Origin of the sequence: Pseudomonas sp. B14(2017) (assembly GCF_002113255.1) — a bacterium.
Taxonomy (GTDB): Bacteria; Pseudomonadota; Gammaproteobacteria; order Pseudomonadales; family Pseudomonadaceae; genus Aquipseudomonas; species Aquipseudomonas putida_Z.
In genome coordinates this window covers 28,961-44,750 of sequence record NZ_NEJY01000004.1, presented here as the reverse complement: position 1 = coordinate 44,750, position 15,790 = coordinate 28,961, and the positions used below count along the sequence as shown (strand labels likewise).

Annotated in this window: 12 protein-coding genes; 2 read left to right on the top strand and 10 right to left on the bottom strand. The window is 66.4% G+C overall.

Annotated features, from left to right (window positions below; genetic code table 11):
- Nucleotides 1–5: 5 nt before the first annotated feature.
- The gene (gene mnxG / locus CAG34_RS04895; protein ID WP_085588431.1) at nt 6–5,852 is read right to left on the bottom strand and encodes a manganese-oxidizing multicopper oxidase MnxG; all 5,847 of its coding nucleotides are present in this window, start codon (nt 5,850–5,852) and stop codon (nt 6–8) included.
- 573 nt (nt 5,853–6,425) lie between these two features.
- On the opposite strand from mnxG, the gene CAG34_RS04890 reads away from it, so the two are divergent.
- Nucleotides 6,426–6,623 carry a hypothetical protein gene (locus CAG34_RS04890; protein ID WP_085588428.1) on the top strand — a complete coding sequence of 66 codons (198 nt, stop codon included), beginning with the start codon at nt 6,426–6,428 and terminating at the stop codon, nt 6,621–6,623.
- A gap of 223 nt (nt 6,624–6,846) precedes the next feature.
- Here the strand turns inward: CAG34_RS04890 and madM are convergent, their stop codons facing one another.
- The 9 genes from madM to mdcA form a co-directional block, all read right to left on the bottom strand.
- On the bottom strand, nt 6,847–7,611 hold the full coding sequence (gene madM / locus CAG34_RS04885; RefSeq protein WP_024087229.1) for a malonate transporter subunit MadM: 765 nt from the start codon (nt 7,609–7,611) through the stop codon (nt 6,847–6,849).
- A 2-nt stretch (nt 7,612–7,613) separates the two neighbouring features.
- Nucleotides 7,614–8,036, bottom strand: a complete 423-nt coding sequence (madL, locus tag CAG34_RS04880; protein ID WP_003258591.1) for a malonate transporter subunit MadL — start codon at nt 8,034–8,036, stop codon at nt 7,614–7,616.
- Nucleotides 8,037–8,228: 192 nt separating this feature from the next.
- On the bottom strand, nt 8,229–9,149 hold the full coding sequence (gene mdcH, locus CAG34_RS04870; protein WP_085588426.1) for a malonate decarboxylase subunit epsilon: 921 nt from the start codon (nt 9,147–9,149) through the stop codon (nt 8,229–8,231).
- Nucleotides 9,146–9,760 (bottom strand): malonate decarboxylase holo-ACP synthase, encoded by a 615-nt coding sequence (locus CAG34_RS04865; RefSeq protein ID WP_085588424.1) that lies wholly within the window; start codon nt 9,758–9,760, stop codon nt 9,146–9,148. The genes mdcH and CAG34_RS04865 overlap by 4 nt, the downstream gene beginning before the upstream one ends.
- Before the next feature lies 1 nt (nt 9,761).
- Nucleotides 9,762–10,553, bottom strand: coding sequence for a biotin-independent malonate decarboxylase subunit gamma (gene mdcE, locus CAG34_RS04860; protein WP_085588422.1), 792 nt, complete (start codon nt 10,551–10,553; stop codon nt 9,762–9,764).
- Complete coding sequence (locus CAG34_RS04855; protein ID WP_085588420.1) at nt 10,550–11,398, bottom strand: biotin-independent malonate decarboxylase subunit beta; 849 nt, start codon at nt 11,396–11,398, stop codon at nt 10,550–10,552. The genes mdcE and CAG34_RS04855 overlap by 4 nt, the downstream gene beginning before the upstream one ends.
- Nucleotides 11,391–11,690 carry a malonate decarboxylase subunit delta gene (locus CAG34_RS04850; RefSeq protein ID WP_024087234.1) on the bottom strand — a complete coding sequence of 100 codons (300 nt, stop codon included), beginning with the start codon at nt 11,688–11,690 and terminating at the stop codon, nt 11,391–11,393. The genes CAG34_RS04855 and CAG34_RS04850 overlap by 8 nt, the downstream gene beginning before the upstream one ends.
- 1 nt (nt 11,691) lies before the next feature.
- Complete coding sequence (locus CAG34_RS04845) at nt 11,692–12,543, bottom strand: triphosphoribosyl-dephospho-CoA synthase (RefSeq protein WP_256573528.1); 852 nt, start codon at nt 12,541–12,543, stop codon at nt 11,692–11,694.
- Between the two features lie 104 nt (nt 12,544–12,647).
- Nucleotides 12,648–14,309, bottom strand: a complete 1,662-nt coding sequence (mdcA, locus tag CAG34_RS04840; protein WP_085588416.1) for a malonate decarboxylase subunit alpha — start codon at nt 14,307–14,309, stop codon at nt 12,648–12,650.
- Nucleotides 14,310–14,703: 394 nt separating this feature from the next.
- Here mdcA and CAG34_RS04835 point away from each other — a divergent pair, with 394 nt between their 5' ends.
- The gene (locus CAG34_RS04835) at nt 14,704–15,774 is read left to right on the top strand and encodes an enoyl-CoA hydratase/isomerase family protein (RefSeq protein ID WP_085588414.1); all 1,071 of its coding nucleotides are present in this window, start codon (nt 14,704–14,706) and stop codon (nt 15,772–15,774) included.
- Nucleotides 15,775–15,790 lie beyond the last annotated feature (16 nt).

Below are 15,790 nucleotides of genomic sequence, written 5' to 3'. Positions count from 1 at the left end.
TACCGTCACTGCGCCGGTGCCGTTGCCGGCGGCGCTTCATTGGTCACCCGCAAGATCCCCCACAGCCCCGAAAGGTTGCCGTAGGCGGCGTAGTCGCGGAACAGGTAGTCACCCGCCACCGCGTTGGCACCGCCGGCACTGGGCAGCATGAAGCTGAAGTGCGCGGCCGGCAGCACGCTTTCCTGGGCCCCGATGTACATGGCCATCGGGTTGTAGCCGAAGCGCACCGAGCCGATGCCAGGCAGGCTCAGCGGGTAGCCGTCCACGTCGTTCTTCTCGGCCTGGTAGTTGTGCAGCGGCCACAAGTGGCCATCCAGCTGGTAGACCATGCCGCGGCTGCCACCACTGGGCATCACGATATGGTTGCGCACTGGCTGGCCGGGCTTGGCGTACAGCACCGGGGTTTGCGGGTCGCCACCGACCAGGGCGTTGGCGTAGGCCATGTGGGCATTGGGCACATCGCCAAAGCCCAGGCCGGCGGCGCGGCCGAAGGGTGAGTCGGGGGCCATGCCGAAGCGCAGCCACAGGGGCTCGGTCTTGTAGTTGACCGCCATGTTGCCGTTGTCCTGCGGGTCGCCGGCGGCGCCGTTGCCTTCGGTATTGATGCCCTCCACCGGGCGGCCGTCGGCCCAGCGCATGTTCAGCGCACGCTGCCAGACCGTGACGAAGTCGCGGTAGTCCGGCTGGCCGGTGACCTTGACCGTGGCCTGGGCCCGTGTTGCGCCGTCTTCGGTCCAGGTGGCGGTCTGCGGCAGGATGCTCATGGCACCCACCAGGCCTTTCTGCGGCTGCTTGATGAAGTCCGACGGGGTCAGGTTGAGGCCGCCGAACTCGATGGCCGTGGTGTTGATGTTGTCCACCGTGCGGCCCAGTTGCGACACCGGCTTGCCTTCACGCTCCAGGTGGCCGGCATAGTACTGGTAGGTACGGGTCGGCCAGGCGCCACTGGTGCCGGCACGCGGGGCCACGGTCTGCACCGGGTTGAGGCCGACGTTGGCGCCGTCGGACTTGGTGATGTCGTAGGCCAGCAGCTGGGCATGCAGGCCCACGTGGCTGGACGGCCGCATCAGGTTGTTGGCAAAGGCGGTGGCACCCTCGCTGTCGAAGCGGTCACGCTTGACCACGTTGTGCATCACCGCAGTGCTGGGCAGGTCCGGCATCACCAGTGGCAGGCGGTTTTCCAGGGTGATGCTGATGCACTCGCCGGCGTTGGCGCGCAGCACCAGCGGCTCCACGGGCACGCCCGCCTTGAGCTTGCCGGTGGTAGCGTCCAGGTCGGCCTTGCGCACATACAGGATCGCGGTCGGGTCGTGCAGCGGCGCGCTGTGACCACCGATGGTGAAGGGTTCCCCATCTTCGGGGTCTACCCCACTGACCAGCGGGATGGCGGTCTTGCGGCTGTTGAACACCAGGGTGCCGCCGTTGGCCTTGAGCGGGCCGCCGACATGCTGGCCGACACCGGCCGGGTCGTTGATGCTGACGCCGTTGCGGTTCTCGAGGATGTCGTTGGCCAGTGCCGCGACGATTTCGTAGCTGCGCTTGACCGTGGGGCGGCTGCCGATGCCGTTGGGGTTGGCCGTGGTTTTCGGGCAGATGCCATCGAAGTTCACGGTGTTGCGCATGGCCACCGGCTGCGGGTTGTTGGGCAGCGGGAACAGGTCGGCACGCTGCGCGGTGTAGTTGCGCATGATGCCCCAGATGCCGTTCCAGTAGCCCTCCAGGGCCGCATCCAGCGAATACAGGTAGTCACCGTTGGTGGCTGCCGAACTGGAGATCATCGACACCGGTGCCATGAAGCCCAGTTGTTCGGAAATACCGATCATCTGCGATGACTTCCAGCCCGAGTTGGAGCTGTTGCCGTAGCCGGTGCCGTTCTGCAGCCACTTCACGCCATGCAAGGTGATGTTGTGCTCCTCTTCATGGCCACCGGCATGCATGCGCAGGCGTACGTTGTCACCGGAGTAGGTGCGCAGCATCGGGGTAAACGGGTCGCCCGGTTCGCTGCCGGCCGCGTTGATGTGCGGCGGGAACAGCGTGGTGCCGCCGGTAGGGCCGACCGCCGAGGTGATCGCCGAGGGCGCCAGGTTCAGTGCCGGGATGGCGCGGTCGGTACGGGTTTGCAAGGCGTAGCTCAGGTCGCCGGCCAGGCCGTCGGCCTGCATGCCACGCTTGCCGTCCGGGCCGACCTTGTTCGGGTCGTACACACGCAGGGCCAGGGGCTCGTTGCGGTAGTTGACGACGAACATGCCCGGGTCATCCACCGAGATTGCCTGCGGGCAGGGCCGGCTTGGGCAACCGGGGTTGATGCCGCCGCGTTCCTCGACGATGGCCTCCAGCAGGTTCGACGCCTTGCCGCGCACCGGCGGGTTGATGGCGTAGCGGAAGCTGTCGGCGGTGGCCGGGTACGACTGGGCATTGGGGATGCCGTCCGGCCCGGCGCCGACATACACACCGGCCTCATAGGCGTGCTGGAAGTCGCTGTATTCCAGGAAGAACTCGCGGTAGCTGTCGTTCTTGCCGTCGCCATCGTGGTCACCGGTCTGGATCACCGCCTGCCACGAGGTCGGGCCACCGTCCTGGCGCGTGGCCGGGTTGTACAGCTTCTCGCCGGTTTCGGCGTGGTACCAGGTGGAGTTGGCCGGCTCGGCCAATACGGTGGCATACAGCCCAAGCTGCTGGTGGGTCGATGGGCCGAGGTGGTCGTGGGTGAAGATGGTGCCCAGGCCACGGTCGACGTTGTACACGTTCACCAGCGGGTCGGCGAACCAGCGCTGCATGGCCGTGCGTGCGCCCAGCCAGTCGGCCCGGCCGAAGCGGCCGAAGTACGGGTGCTGCCGGGCTTGCGGGCAGGCGGCGGTGCCGTCGCGGCTATCGCCCTGGGTGCAGCCGTTGTAGGCACGAATGGCCTGCACCCGCTCGACCACGCTGCCGGGCGAAAGGATGCCGTCTTCGTAGTTCCAGCCGTTGGCCGAGCCGTCGGCGGCGGTCAGGTCCCACTTGGGCAGGTGGATGTGCTGGCCGATCACGTCGGTCGGGGTGCGCACCTGGTAGTCGTCCATCTCATAGATGTTCGGGATCAGGTTGGTGTGCTGGTACATGGTGCAGTCGAAGGTGTTCATGCGCATCACCAGCGGCTCTGGCGGGCGCTGCTTGGTGATTACCGGCCAGGCGTCTTCCCACAGGGCGATGATGCGGGCCTGCGGGAAGTGGTAGCCGACCTTGTTGTACACCGCGTCGAACTGGATGTTGGCGCCCTTGTAGATGCGTGGGCGGTCGGCGGTGAAGACCGAGGCGCCACGGAAGTTCAGGCCCGCCAGGCTCTCGCCGCTGAAGTACTCGCCTACCCCGGAAGACTGGGTCAGGCGTTTGCCCCGGTCATCCATGCACGGCTCGTAGAACGGCGCGCCGGCAGTCGGCAAGGCGCCGTTGGTGCGGAACGCCTTGGCCACCGGTTGGCTGCCGGGGATCAAGGCGAAGCTTGGGTGTTCGGCCAGGGCGTGGAACTGCATGGCCGCCTGCTCGACATCGGTGCCCTCTTCGGGCAGGTAGATCGGCTTGGCCTTGTGTACCACCTTGGTGAAATCGAGCTTGGTGGTGGTGGTTTCGGCCTCGCCGCCGGCGGATACGCCGTCCAGCGCGTGGCGCCCCAGGCCGCCGTCCCAGCCATCGACCTGGTTCGGGTCGAGGTTGGCCCACAGTGCGTTGCCGCTTTCCTTGAGCTGGCGTGCCATGGCCGGGTCGAGCATGTCCAGTGGCGGGGTTGGTGGGCGGTTGCCCACGCTGCTTTCCATGCCGCCGATCCAGAACGGATAGCCGGGGTTTTTCAAGGTGCCGTCGGCGTTGCGGTTGGCGTCGCTGCGGTCGACCAGCGCCAGCGAGCCGATGGCCTTGCGAACCGGCGCCTGGTTGGCTGGCTCCTCATCCTCTTCTTCCTCGGGCTCGTCGTCGTCATTGGCGGCAACCAGCTCTTCGGACAGCTTCGGTACCACCACCACCTTGCCTGGCATCGGCGCCATGGCCTTGCCGGGCAGCGGCACGATGGCCGGGATCGGCGTGCCGGCAACGATCTCGCCATCGGGCAGGGCCCGGGCGCCAACCGCCGGCTTGCCGCTGCGCAGGGCGAACGGGGTGTTGTGGAAGCCGTTCTCGCCCTGCCCGCTCACCTCGAGGCGGGTGCCTTCCTCGAACACGTCGTGCACCCGCCACATGGCCCACATGCCCTGGGCGAAGTGCGGGTAGAAGTGGCAATGGTAGATGGCATCGCCCGCCACCCGGTTGCGGTTGCCCGAACCGCCGTTGGCGATTTCGTAGGTGTAGCCGACCCCCGCGCCGATGCCCTGGGCATCGACGTAGTCGGAATTGTCGTCATTGGGGTTGAACAGCCACTGGTGGCCGTGCAGGTGGAAGATGTGCTGCTCATGGCCGTTGTGGGTGTTGCGGAACTTGGTGAAGTCACCGATGTAGCTGTGATGCACGTTGGCCGGTTCCGCCGGGAACAGGGCCATGCTGGCCTTGACCCCGACGGCGCTGGCCGGTGGTACCTCGCCAGGGCGGATGTGCTCCAGGCCGACGTTGGCCGGCACGTCCACCAAAGTACCGACGTCACCGACAGTGTGCGCACTGAGGAAGAACTCCTCGTAGGCGCACGACAGGCAGTCGTGCATCGGCCCCACGCCCAGGCGGTTGGCCACCACTTCGGCGCCCATGCCACCGGAACCGTAGTTGATCATGAACGAGTCGCGGGTGGGTTCCAGTACGTGGCCCATCACCGGGTCGGCCCAGTAGCCAGGGAACGCCTGGGTGCCGGCGACCTCGTCGGCGAACTGCGAGGCGAAGTCACGGAACGCCTCCAGGCGGTTGGGCAGCGCCGGGTTGCGCTTGCCCAGGCTTTCCAGCGGGTAGGTGGATTTGGGGAAGCTGCCATCGGGGTTGGGGCCCATGACGATGGCATCGGTTTCGCTGTTGATGATCTGGTTGCCGTCGACCATGGCAATGATCGGCTTGCCGGCCTTGCCTTCGGCGATCCAGGGTTGCATTTGCGGGTAGCGGGCTTCGTAGTCGATCACCGGCTGGCCGGTGGCGGTACGGCCGGTGGTGGCCAGGCGCATTTCTTCTTCGGTGAGGGTATTACGGTAGGTGCGGCCGAGCTTGGGCACCACCACTACCTGGCCGAACAGGCCGTTGGCAACGTTGCCCGCAGTACCCTCGCCGCCGAAGGTGGCGGCCTTGCTGGTAGCGGCGAAAGCGCCTTCGCGTTCGGCGTACAAGGTATAACTGCGGGTGCTGCCGGGGCTGAGGAAGAAGTTGCCGTTACGCCCGGTGTAGGCAGAAATGTCGGCAATGCTGTTGACCGCCTGCATGCCGTTGACCTGGAAGCCGACCATGCGCTCGGCCACCTGCTCGTCGGCGACGAAGCCTTCGGCGGCTTCGTTGTCGAGCTCCGGCCCCTCCTCTTCGCCCTCAGCCTCTTCGGCCTCGATGCCGTGCTTGTTGGGGTTGGCCTTGTAGTCGAGCAGGTTGGTCAGGTTGACGGTAAGGCATTCACCGGCGGCCACCCGCAGCACGATGGGCCGCGGGCGCTTGTCCGGGCGCAGGGTGACCTTGCCCGGTACTGCCGCCCCGCCGCTGCTGAGGGGGACCATCTTGTCGTCCACCACATCCTCGCGCAGGGCGAACATCATGCCGTTGGCGTTTTGCGCGCCAAGGCGGTTGAACATCAGTGGCTGGTCCAGCGCCACCACGTTGGCGACCAGGGTGCGCTGGCACTGCACGGCGGCTTCGCTGGTCGACTCCCAGCCGAGCAAGGCCAGAACGAGTGATGACAGGATGGGGCCTTTGAGTGGCATAGACATGCTGCACCTCCGGGACACAGGATCTCTGCGTGGAGCTGGAGCAAGGTGTATGCCAGGAGCGGATTGCTTTTATTTTCAGTTGGTTGCAGCGGCAAACGAAACAGATTGGGGAGGATTCCCCAGCGGTTTTCCCCGAAACGGGGGGTGGGTTGCAGGTGTTCGTCACAAGATTTTCAGCGCCTGTAAGACATTTCTGAACATAAAACCAAATACTTCAGAAACGACCCGCTTGGGAATTATCCTACGCGCGCTGCCGAACTATCGCTGTTGTCGGGGAAACACCTCACGGATAACGTTTTCGGGTCGCTTCGGTGACCGGGCATGAGAACCCGACAGATAAGCTAGCAGCACCTCTATGGTGGCCGTACGTGGGCGGGCTTTCGCCTGGCCGGGTCTTTGCTAGCTTCTTCTCGGCTTTCTCACACCCGCGTACGGCTGCCACCTTCAATCCATGAGAAAGATTCAGGCGGTAGTTCCATTCCTCTAGAAGCTGGAATTACATAATGAAAAAAGCTTGTCCCCGACCCACCCGTCAAACTGACGTCCCGCCCCTTCTACACCATCAACCAGGACATGCCCTCGGTTGACGCTCTGATCCACTCCCTTCAGCTGATGTCTGGCATCGAAGACACGCTGGACGAATTCATCTGCGCCAACGCCGGCGAGCCCGGCATCAATATGTTGGTCAATGCGGTGCATCATGTTCAGATGACCAAGGCCCTGACAGAGTTGCTGTTCCACCGGCAGGCCGGGGATATCACCTGGCATTGAAGTAGAGTCGACTGGCCTCATCGCCGGCAAGCCAGCTCCCACAGGTACAGCATTGCTCTCGAGGTTGTCGCTGTACCTGTGGGAGCGGCCTTGTGTCGCGAAAGGGCCGCAACGCGGCCCCAGGGTTGATGCGCAACAGTTGAAATTGCTGGGGCCGCGTTGCGGCCCGATCGCGACACAAGGCCGCTCCTGCAAGGGGTCTGCGCAGTCCAGCAGATTGATGTCAACCGACCAGGGCGCGTACGCAGAAGTACAGGATCGATGGGCCCATCAGGCAGCCCAACCCGGTATGGAAGGTGGCTGTCAGTGCCCCGTACGGCACCAGGCGCCGGTCGGTCGCCGCCAGCCCGGCCGTCACCCCCGACACCGTCCCCGCCAACCCGCCGAACACCATCGCCGAACGTGGGTTGTCCAGCGCCAGCAGGCGCGCCGATACCGGGGTAAACACCATCACCAGGATCGCCTTGATCAGCCCGGTGGCAATCGACAGCGCCATCACGTCCGAGCTGGCCCCCAGCGCCGCACCGGTCACCGGCCCGACGATATAGGTCACCGCACCCGCACCGATGGTGGTCATGCTTACCGCATCACGGTAACCGAATGCGTAGGCCACCGCAGCGCCGACAATGAACGGCAGCACCGTGCCGAGCAGCAGCGCCACCGCGCCGATCATCCCGGCCCTGCGCGCCTCGGTGGCCTGCACCTCGAAGGCCGTGGCGACAATGGCGAAGTCGCGCAGCATTGCCCCGCCCATCAGGCCGATGCCGGAGAACAGCGCCATGTCGGCCAGGCCTTTCTGGCCACCGGTTATGGTGCCGCCGACCCAGGCCAGCACCAGGCCGATGACGATGGCGATGGCCGAGCCGTGCACGCGGCCGAAGGTCAGGTACTTCGACAGCACCACCGACAACCACATGATCGCGCCCACCACCGCAAAGGCAGTGATCAAACCGTTATGTTCCAGGGCATTGTCAATGATCGGCCACATGATCAACGCCCTCCTGCAGGGGCAGCCTGCACATTGCTTTCGGGGCCGGCCTCCACTGCCGGCAGGGGTTCGCCGCGGTGGCTGCGGCTGATCAGGGCAATGGTCGCACCGCACACCAGTACCGCACCCACTGCCGCCAGCAACGCCACCGGCCCGCCGTGCAGGGCGGTGACCACGTTCTGCTGGGCAGCCATGGCCACCACCACCGGGATGTACATGGCGCCCCAGAAGCCCACGCCGAATTCGCATTCCTTGCTCATGCCGCCGTTGCGGTGCATGTACAGGCGTGCGCAGATCAGCAGGATCATGGCGATGCCGACCCCGCCCACATTGGATTTGACGCCCAGCAGCACGCCCAGGAAGTCGCCGACGATGACGCCGGCAAGCGTGCAGACCGCCAGCAGTGCCACACCATAGATGATCATTGTTGTTGTCCTCAGGTAGTGTCGAAGTTGCTTGTTGTTGTTCTTCGTAAACACACTTTTGTGCGGCTTTCGCAGTCATTGTGGGAGCGGGCGTGCCCGCGAACACGGGCGAAGCCCGTGCCATTCACCGAGGTGCCTGCTTCGCGGGCACGCCCGCTCCCACAGGGATCGCCATCCGCCGCGGTGCCGCTGTCATCGTTCGTTGGCCACCTCCTGGCGCAGCAGCGCATCCAGGGTGTCCCGGCGGGTGCCTTCAACAGCAACCACCCTGCCCTGTTCGAACACCGGCCGGGCCAGCCCGCCGAGCACGTTGCCGGGCGGCAGCTCCAGGTGCAGGCGCACGCCACGCTCATAGGCGTTGCGCAACGTAGCACGCCAGTCGACCACCCGCGCCATGTTGCCGGCCAGGTCGTCGCGCAGACGCTGTGGGTCGAATATCGGCCGTGCACTGCTGCCGCTGAGGTAGGTGATACGCGGTCGCTGCAGCTCGACCGTGGCGAACGCACTGGCCAGTTCGGCCGCCGGGCCATCCAGCAACGGGCAATGCGACGGCACGCTGACCGCCAGGCGCCGGGCCACGCCCTGGCCCAGGCGGCGTGCCTTGGCGGCAACCGCAGCCATCGCGCCATCGCTACCGGCGATGACGATCTGGTTGTCGCTGTTGAGGTTGGCGACATACACCTCGCCGCCCGTATCGCTCAACAAGCGTTCGACACAGGCCAGGTCCAGGCCGCTGAGTGCGGTCATGCCGTAGCCTTGCGGATAGGCGCGCTGCATCAGTTCGCCACGCAGGGCAACCAGGCGCACGGCATCGGCAAAGCCCAGGGCGCCCGCCGTGACCGCCGCCGGGTAGGCGCCAATCGACAAGCCCGCCACGTAATCCGGCGCGGGGCTGCGCTGCATCAGCCAGCGCGCCCAGGCCACGCCAGCCAGCAGCAGGCACAGCTGCACGGCACGGGTCGTCTGCAGGGCCTGCTGGCTGTCCAGCGCCAGGGCCTGCTGGCCGAGGGTGTCACTGGCCTCTTCCAGCAATTGCCCGGCACCCTCAGGCAGGCGCTGCAGCATGCCCACCTGCTGGGCGCCCTGGCCGGGGAAGGCGAACAGGCTGCTCATGCTGCACGCTCCATCGCTGCCCATGGGTCGCTGACCAGGCGTGGGCCATGGGCCGACTTGAGCAGCACGCGGCGGGCGAAGCCGGCCCACTCACGCAGGGCGACAGCACCCGCCGGGGTTTCCAGCTGCAGGTCGATACGACAAGGCGCGCAATCGAGGATATCCAGCAGCTCACGCGCCTGCGCCCGGGCCAGCGGTTGTGGCGTGCGCAGCAGCAAGTCCAGGTCGCTGTCGGCGTGTATTACCTCCATACCGGTGGCGATCTGGTACCCCACCCCACCTGTCGGCCCCCAGGCCAAGCCGCTGGCATCCAGTACCGGGGCGACCGAGGCCAGGGCCTGCAATGCAGGCCAAGGGCTTTCAGCTTGCCAGCGCAGCGCTTCGGGGCCTTGCTGACACTGGATATCGGCCAGCCGCATCAGTACACCCGACCGCTGCGCCCTGCCCTGGCCACGCAACCCCACCGCCACCCAGCCGTCCGCACAGGTGGCACGGCGCACCACCACCGGCTGGCCGCTCAGCAGCACCTCCTGCGCCCAACGCGGCGCATCAGCAGGCAGGCCCGATACGGGCATGCCCCAGAGCAGGTCGTGCGGCCTTGGCGCGTTCATCTCAAGCGCCCTGCCACTGGCGGCGCAGCTGTTCGCGCACCTGGCGCGAGGCGCTGCGGTTTTCGCCCGCCAGCCGCGACGACAGGTCGCTCGAGCTGCCGATGTCGCGCACTGCATCTGCCAGGCAGGCACGTACCTGGGCGATGTCGGCACTGCTCGGAATCTCGGCGCTGCCCACCGTCAGCCGGCGCCACAGCAGGCCCAGCGAGGCGTAGCTGGCCAGGTCGTAGGCCATTGGCGGCACCTCGGCGGCCAGGGCTTCCAGTTGCTCGACGCTGCGCAGGGTGATGCGCGCCGCCGCCGCCTTGCCCATGGCGTGCACCATGACCCCGGCATCGTCCAGGGCGATCAGGCGCTGGGCCTGGTAACCGTGGGCCAGGAAGGCACCAGACATGGCCTTGCCGACCAGCAGGCCGATCACCGGGTGCCCGGCCAGCCGCGCCTGGGCATAGGCCTGCACCGCAGCGGCCAAAGCCTGGTGAATACCCAACGCCTCCTCACGGCGGCCATAGGCCTGGCTGGGCACGTCGATCACCGCGACGATGGCGCGCTTCTGGCCATGGCGGTCAGCCTCGACCGCTTCGCTCACGGCCTTGGCCAGGCCCCAGCCTTCCAGCAGGCCGACTTCGCCCGAGCGCGCCCGGGGGAACGGGTTGTCAGCGTCCGGCACCACGGCGATGAAACGCGCCAGGCGGTTGTCCAGTTCGCCGTCGATTACCCGCAACGACGCGGGGTAGCCGGGCAAGGCTTGCCCGCCGGCCAGGCCCGGCAGCCAGTTCAAGGAACGGTTCATTTGGCTTCTCCTTGGTAAAGGTCACGCACGCCAGCGGCATCCAGTTGCGGGCAGCCATCGCCCAGTAGTGCCAGGCGTTCGAGGAACCAGGCGTGTTGACCGGCGCGATCCCTTGAAGGCTCGTCGAGCAATTGCAGCAAGCGTTCGCGCAGCGCCTCGATGTCATCGGCCACATAGGCATCGACCAGGCCGCTGGCGTGGCGCTGCTCGCCGCCGGTCAAGCTCCAGATGAAGGGGCGGTCCTTGGCGTCGTATTCACCGATGCCCGCTTCCTGCTCGATCACCTGCGGGCCGTTGAGGCCCAGGCGGGCTTCGCGGGTGACCAGCAAGTGGCTGCACAGGCCGGCGGCGATGGACATGCCGCCGAAACAGCCGACCGAACCTGCGACCAGGCCGACCACCGGCTGCCAGGCGCGCAGCTCGACAATCGCCGCCTGTATTTCGGCAATCGCCGCCAGGCCCAGGTTGGCTTCCTGAAGGCGTACACCGCCGGTTTCCAGCAGCAGCACGGCGCAGGTGGGGATGCCCTTGCGGTTGTCTTCGATGGCCAGCTCCAGCGCACCGGCGATCTTGGCCCCCCCCACCTCGCCCATGCTGCCGCCCTGGAAGCCGCCTTCGATGGCGGCAACCACAGCGTTGCGCCCGTTCAGCAGGCCCTTGGCGATGACCACGCCATCATCGGCCTGGGGCACGATGCCCTGGCGCGGCAGCCAGGGTGACATAAGCCGGTCGAACGGGCCCAGCAGCTCACGGAAGCTGCCCGGGTCGAGCACGGCGCGGGCGCGTTGACGGGCGCCCAGTTCGACAAAGCTGCGGCTGTGCAGCAGGCGTGCGATATCAGTCATGGGCGATCTCCTCGAAGCCTTGCTCCAGGCGCAGGCGCACCACGCCTGGGGTGGCGCCGAAATCATGGATGTCGATGTTCACGGCCGGCCAGGTGCGGCCCTCGAACAGGCGCTGGAACAGCTGCGCCCAGCGGGCAGCGCTGCCGTTGACCGAAGTCACCACCTGGATTTGCAGGCTGCCGGCGGTGCCGGGTTCGATCAGCACTTCAAGGTCGCCGGAGCTGACGCAGCCCACCAGCGTGCGGCCACGCCCAGGGGCGGCGGCGGGGAATTGAAAGGTCAGGGTTTCCATGTCACAGGCTCCCGGCTTTGTCGAGGAACAGGCAGGCGGCCAGCAGATCGGCGGCGCCGCCCGGTGAGGCATTCAGGTGCAGCAGGTGCTGGTCCAGCCGGCGCAGCTGTCGGCGCCCGGCCAGCGTGGCGCTGCCGCCTTCGCTCAGCACGGTACGGGCGCCGTGCTGGACGGCAGCCAGCCCGGTCGGGCCGCTGCGCCAGAGCACGCAGGTATCGTTGAGCACGGCCATGATCGCCAGCAGCGCGTCCAGCCGGGCGTGCGGCTCGCTGGCACCGGCGGCGCGGCTGCGCTGCAGTTGCGGCAGGCCGTGACCGATAACCGCCGGGAAACCTTGTTGCGCCTGTTCGCGGGCGCCGCCAGTGCCATAGCGGCAACGTACCTGCAGGCCATGGCTGTCTTGGGTGGTCATGGCGGGGTCGTCGAACAGTGCGATGCGACCGGCACGGGCAGCCAGGGTGTTGGCATCGGCCTGGGTGTCGAGGGCCTTGGATGCTACCAGCAGGCCGAGGGCCCAGATTGCGCCGCGGTGGGTGTTGACCCCACCGGTCGCGGCCAGCATCGCCGCCTCGCCTTCGCGGCCGAGCTGGCCCAGGGTGGCGCGCAGGGGCTGGCCGAGGGTGCCGATGGCCTGGGCGGCTTCGGCCATGTTGCGCAGGCATGGCCACAGGGCCAGGGCCGAGGCATGCATCAGGGCCAGGGTCATGTCGTGGTGGGCGCCGTTGCCACGGCGGTCGACCAGGCCGGGTTTGGGGGACAGGTCGGCTTCGTCGATCAGGGCTTCCACGGCCAGGTCGGCCAGGTGGTCGGCCAGGGGTAATTTGGTTGCCTGTGCCGGCCTCTTCGCGGGCATGCCCGCTCCCACAGGGACCGCGCTATCTTCAAGTGCATCACTTTCCCTGTGGGAGCGAGCATGCTCGCGAAGAAGCCCACGCGGTTGCAAGTCGAGTGCTTTCATCACCAGCTCCTGAACCGTGCAGGCGGGTTGTAGAGGCCGCCGGACCATTCGACCAGATCGGCGATGCTGCGCGCGGCCAGCAGCTCGCGGCTGGCGTCGGTGCGGCGGATACCGAGGTCTTCGGGCAAGGCGACCAGGCCTTGCTGGCGCAGGCGCTGAGTGTCCTTGGGGTCGTGTCGCAGGCCGATGGCGGTAACCCCGGCCACGGCGGCGATCATCTGCTGGCGCTCTTCCAGGCTGCGGGCCTTGTACAGGTAGGCAATGCCCTCCTCGGTCAGCAGGTGGGTGACGTCGTCGCCATAGATCATCACTGGCGCCAGCGGCATGCCGGCTTTCCTGGCCACTTCCACGGCATCGAGGGTTTCCACGAAGGTGGGCTTGCCGCCTTCCTGGTAGGTCTCGACCATCTGCACCACCAGCTTGCGACCGCGTTCGAGCATGGTTTCCGGCACGGTCATGTCGAGCCAGGCCGGGGTCGCATGGCGCCGGCCACGGGGGTCGTGGCCCATGTTCGGGGCACCGCCGAAGCCGGCCAGGCGGCCGCGGGTCACGGTCGAGGAATGGCCATCGCCATCCACCTGCAGGGTGGCGCCAATGAACAGGTCGACAGCGTATTGCCCGGCCAGCTGGCACATCATGCGGTTGGAACGCAGCGAACCATCACGGCCGGTGAAGAACACGTCCGGGCGCTGGGCGATGTAGTCCTCCATGCCCAGCTCGGTGCCGAAGCAGTGCACGCTTTCCACCCAGCCGGTCTCGATGGCCGGGATCAGCGTCGGGTGCGGGTTGAGTGTCCAGTTGCGGCAGATCTTGCCCTTCAGGCCCAGGGACTCGCCATAGGTGGGCAGGATCAGTTCGATGGCGGCGGTGTTGAAGCCAATGCCATGGTTCAGCGACTGCACCTGGTGTTTCTCGTAGATGCCGCGAATGGCCATCATCGCCATCAGCACGTGCACCGGCTTGATATGGCGCGGGTCGCGGGTGAACAGCGGCTCTATATAGAAAGGCTGGTCGGCAACCACCACGAAATCGACCCAGGATGCCGGGATATCGACCCGTGGCAGGTCATCCACGCGGTCCACCAGCTGGTTGACCTGGGCAATGACGATGCCGTCGCTGAACGCGGCCGGCTCCACCAGTGCCGGGGTGTCTTCGGTACTGGGGCCGGTGAACAGGTTGCCATCGCGGTCGGCCATGAAACCAGCCACCAGGGTGACGTTGGGGATCAGGTCGACCAGCAGCCGCGAGTACAGCTCGATATAGGTGTGGATTGCACCGACTTCGAGCAGGCCGTCTTCCAGCAGCTGGCCAATGCGCAGGCTCTGCGGGCCGGCGAAGGAGAAGTCGAGCTTGCGGGCGATGCCCCGTTCGAACAGGTCCAGGTGCTCGGCGCGGCTGACGCTGGGCATGATCATGTGCAGGTCGTGCAGGCACCCAGGGTCGACCTTGGCCAACGCGCGGGAGAGGAAGTCGGCCTGCTTCTGGTTGTTGCCTTCGAGCACTACCCGGTCGCCGGGAGCCAGCAGCAGTTCCAGGGCTTCGACGATACGCTCGGTGGGCAGCACCACGCCGTCGGCGAGGTGGCGGACCCGGTCAAGGCGGCGCTGCTTTTCGGCGCGCCGCCGCGACCATTGCGGCGGTGGATTCTTGGTTGTTGTCATGGTGACTCCACGGGTTCGCTGTCGTGGGGGTCACCTTAGGGCTGGGGTGGTTGCGCATCAATCAAGCTCAGGCACTGATCGTTACGGCCAGGGTAACGATTTAGCATATGCGCTGTCGCTCATGGCCCTATCGCCGGCAAGCCAGCTCCCACAGGTACAGCGCAGGCCTTGAAAGTTGTGCGGTACCTGTGGGAGCTGGCTTGCCGGCGATAGGGCCAGCCCGGCCAACCTGAAACCTTGCTAGAGTGGCGTTATCGCCACACAAGACAAAAATGCAGAATCCCCCTGCAGATTTGTCGATTGTGCAAGGCAAATTCGCATGACAGGATCCTGCGATCCTCCAGCGAACTCCAGACTTCACTTGGAAAATCAATAACAAAGCAGGGAGAACGCAATGACTGCGCACGCTCATACCTCGGCAACCGACCATGTGCTGGCCGAGGTCCGCAACCAGATCGGCCATCTGACCCTGAACCGCCCCGCCGGCCTCAATGCCCTGACCCTGGACATGGTCCGCAGCCTGCGCCAGCACCTCGACTTGTGGGCCGAAGACCCGCACGTGCACGCCGTGGTACTGCGTGGCGAGGGCCCCAAGGGTTTCTGCGCCGGTGGCGATATCCGCTCGCTGCACGACAGCTTCAAGGCCGGCGAAACGCTGCATGAGAGCTTCTTTGTCGAGGAATACGCCCTTGACCTGGCCATCCACCGTTACCGCAAGCCGGTGCTTGTGCTGATGGACGGCTTCACCCTCGGTGGCGGCATGGGCCTGGCCCAGGGCTGCGACCTGCGCGTGGTCACCGAGCGCAGCCGCCTGGGCATGCCCGAAGTGGCAATCGGCTACTTCCCGGATGTAGGTGGCAGCTACTTCCTGTCGCGTATCCCTGGCGAGCTGGGCACCTACCTGGGCGTCAGTGGCAGCCAGATCCAGGCAGCCGATGCGCTGTACTGCGGCCTGGCCGACTGGTACTTGGCCAGCGACCAGCTGGCAGCCCTCGACGAGGGCCTGGACCAGCTGCACTTCGGCGACAACCCACTCAAGGACCTGCAGAACCTGCTGGCCAGGCTCGGCACCCAGGTGCTCGACGATGCGCCGCTGGAAAAACTGCGCCCGGTCATCGACCACTTCTTCGCCCTGCCCGACGTGCCTGCCATCGTCGAGCAACTGCGTGCGGTGAGCATTGGCGACAGCCACGCCTGGGCCGTGGCCACCGCCGACCAGCTGGAAAGCCGCTCGCCGCTGGCCATGGCGGTTACTCTGGAGATGCTGCGCCGGGGTCGCCACCTGAGCCTTGACGACTGCTTTGCCATGGAGCTGCACCTGGACCGCCAGTGGTTCCAGCACGGCGACATCATCGAAGGCGTGCGCGCGCTGATCATCGACAAGGACAAGCAGCCACGCTGGAACCCGCCGACCCTGGCCGCACTGCAACGCCAGCGGGTCGACCAATTCTTCGAAGGCCTGTGAGCCCGGGAGTACACAG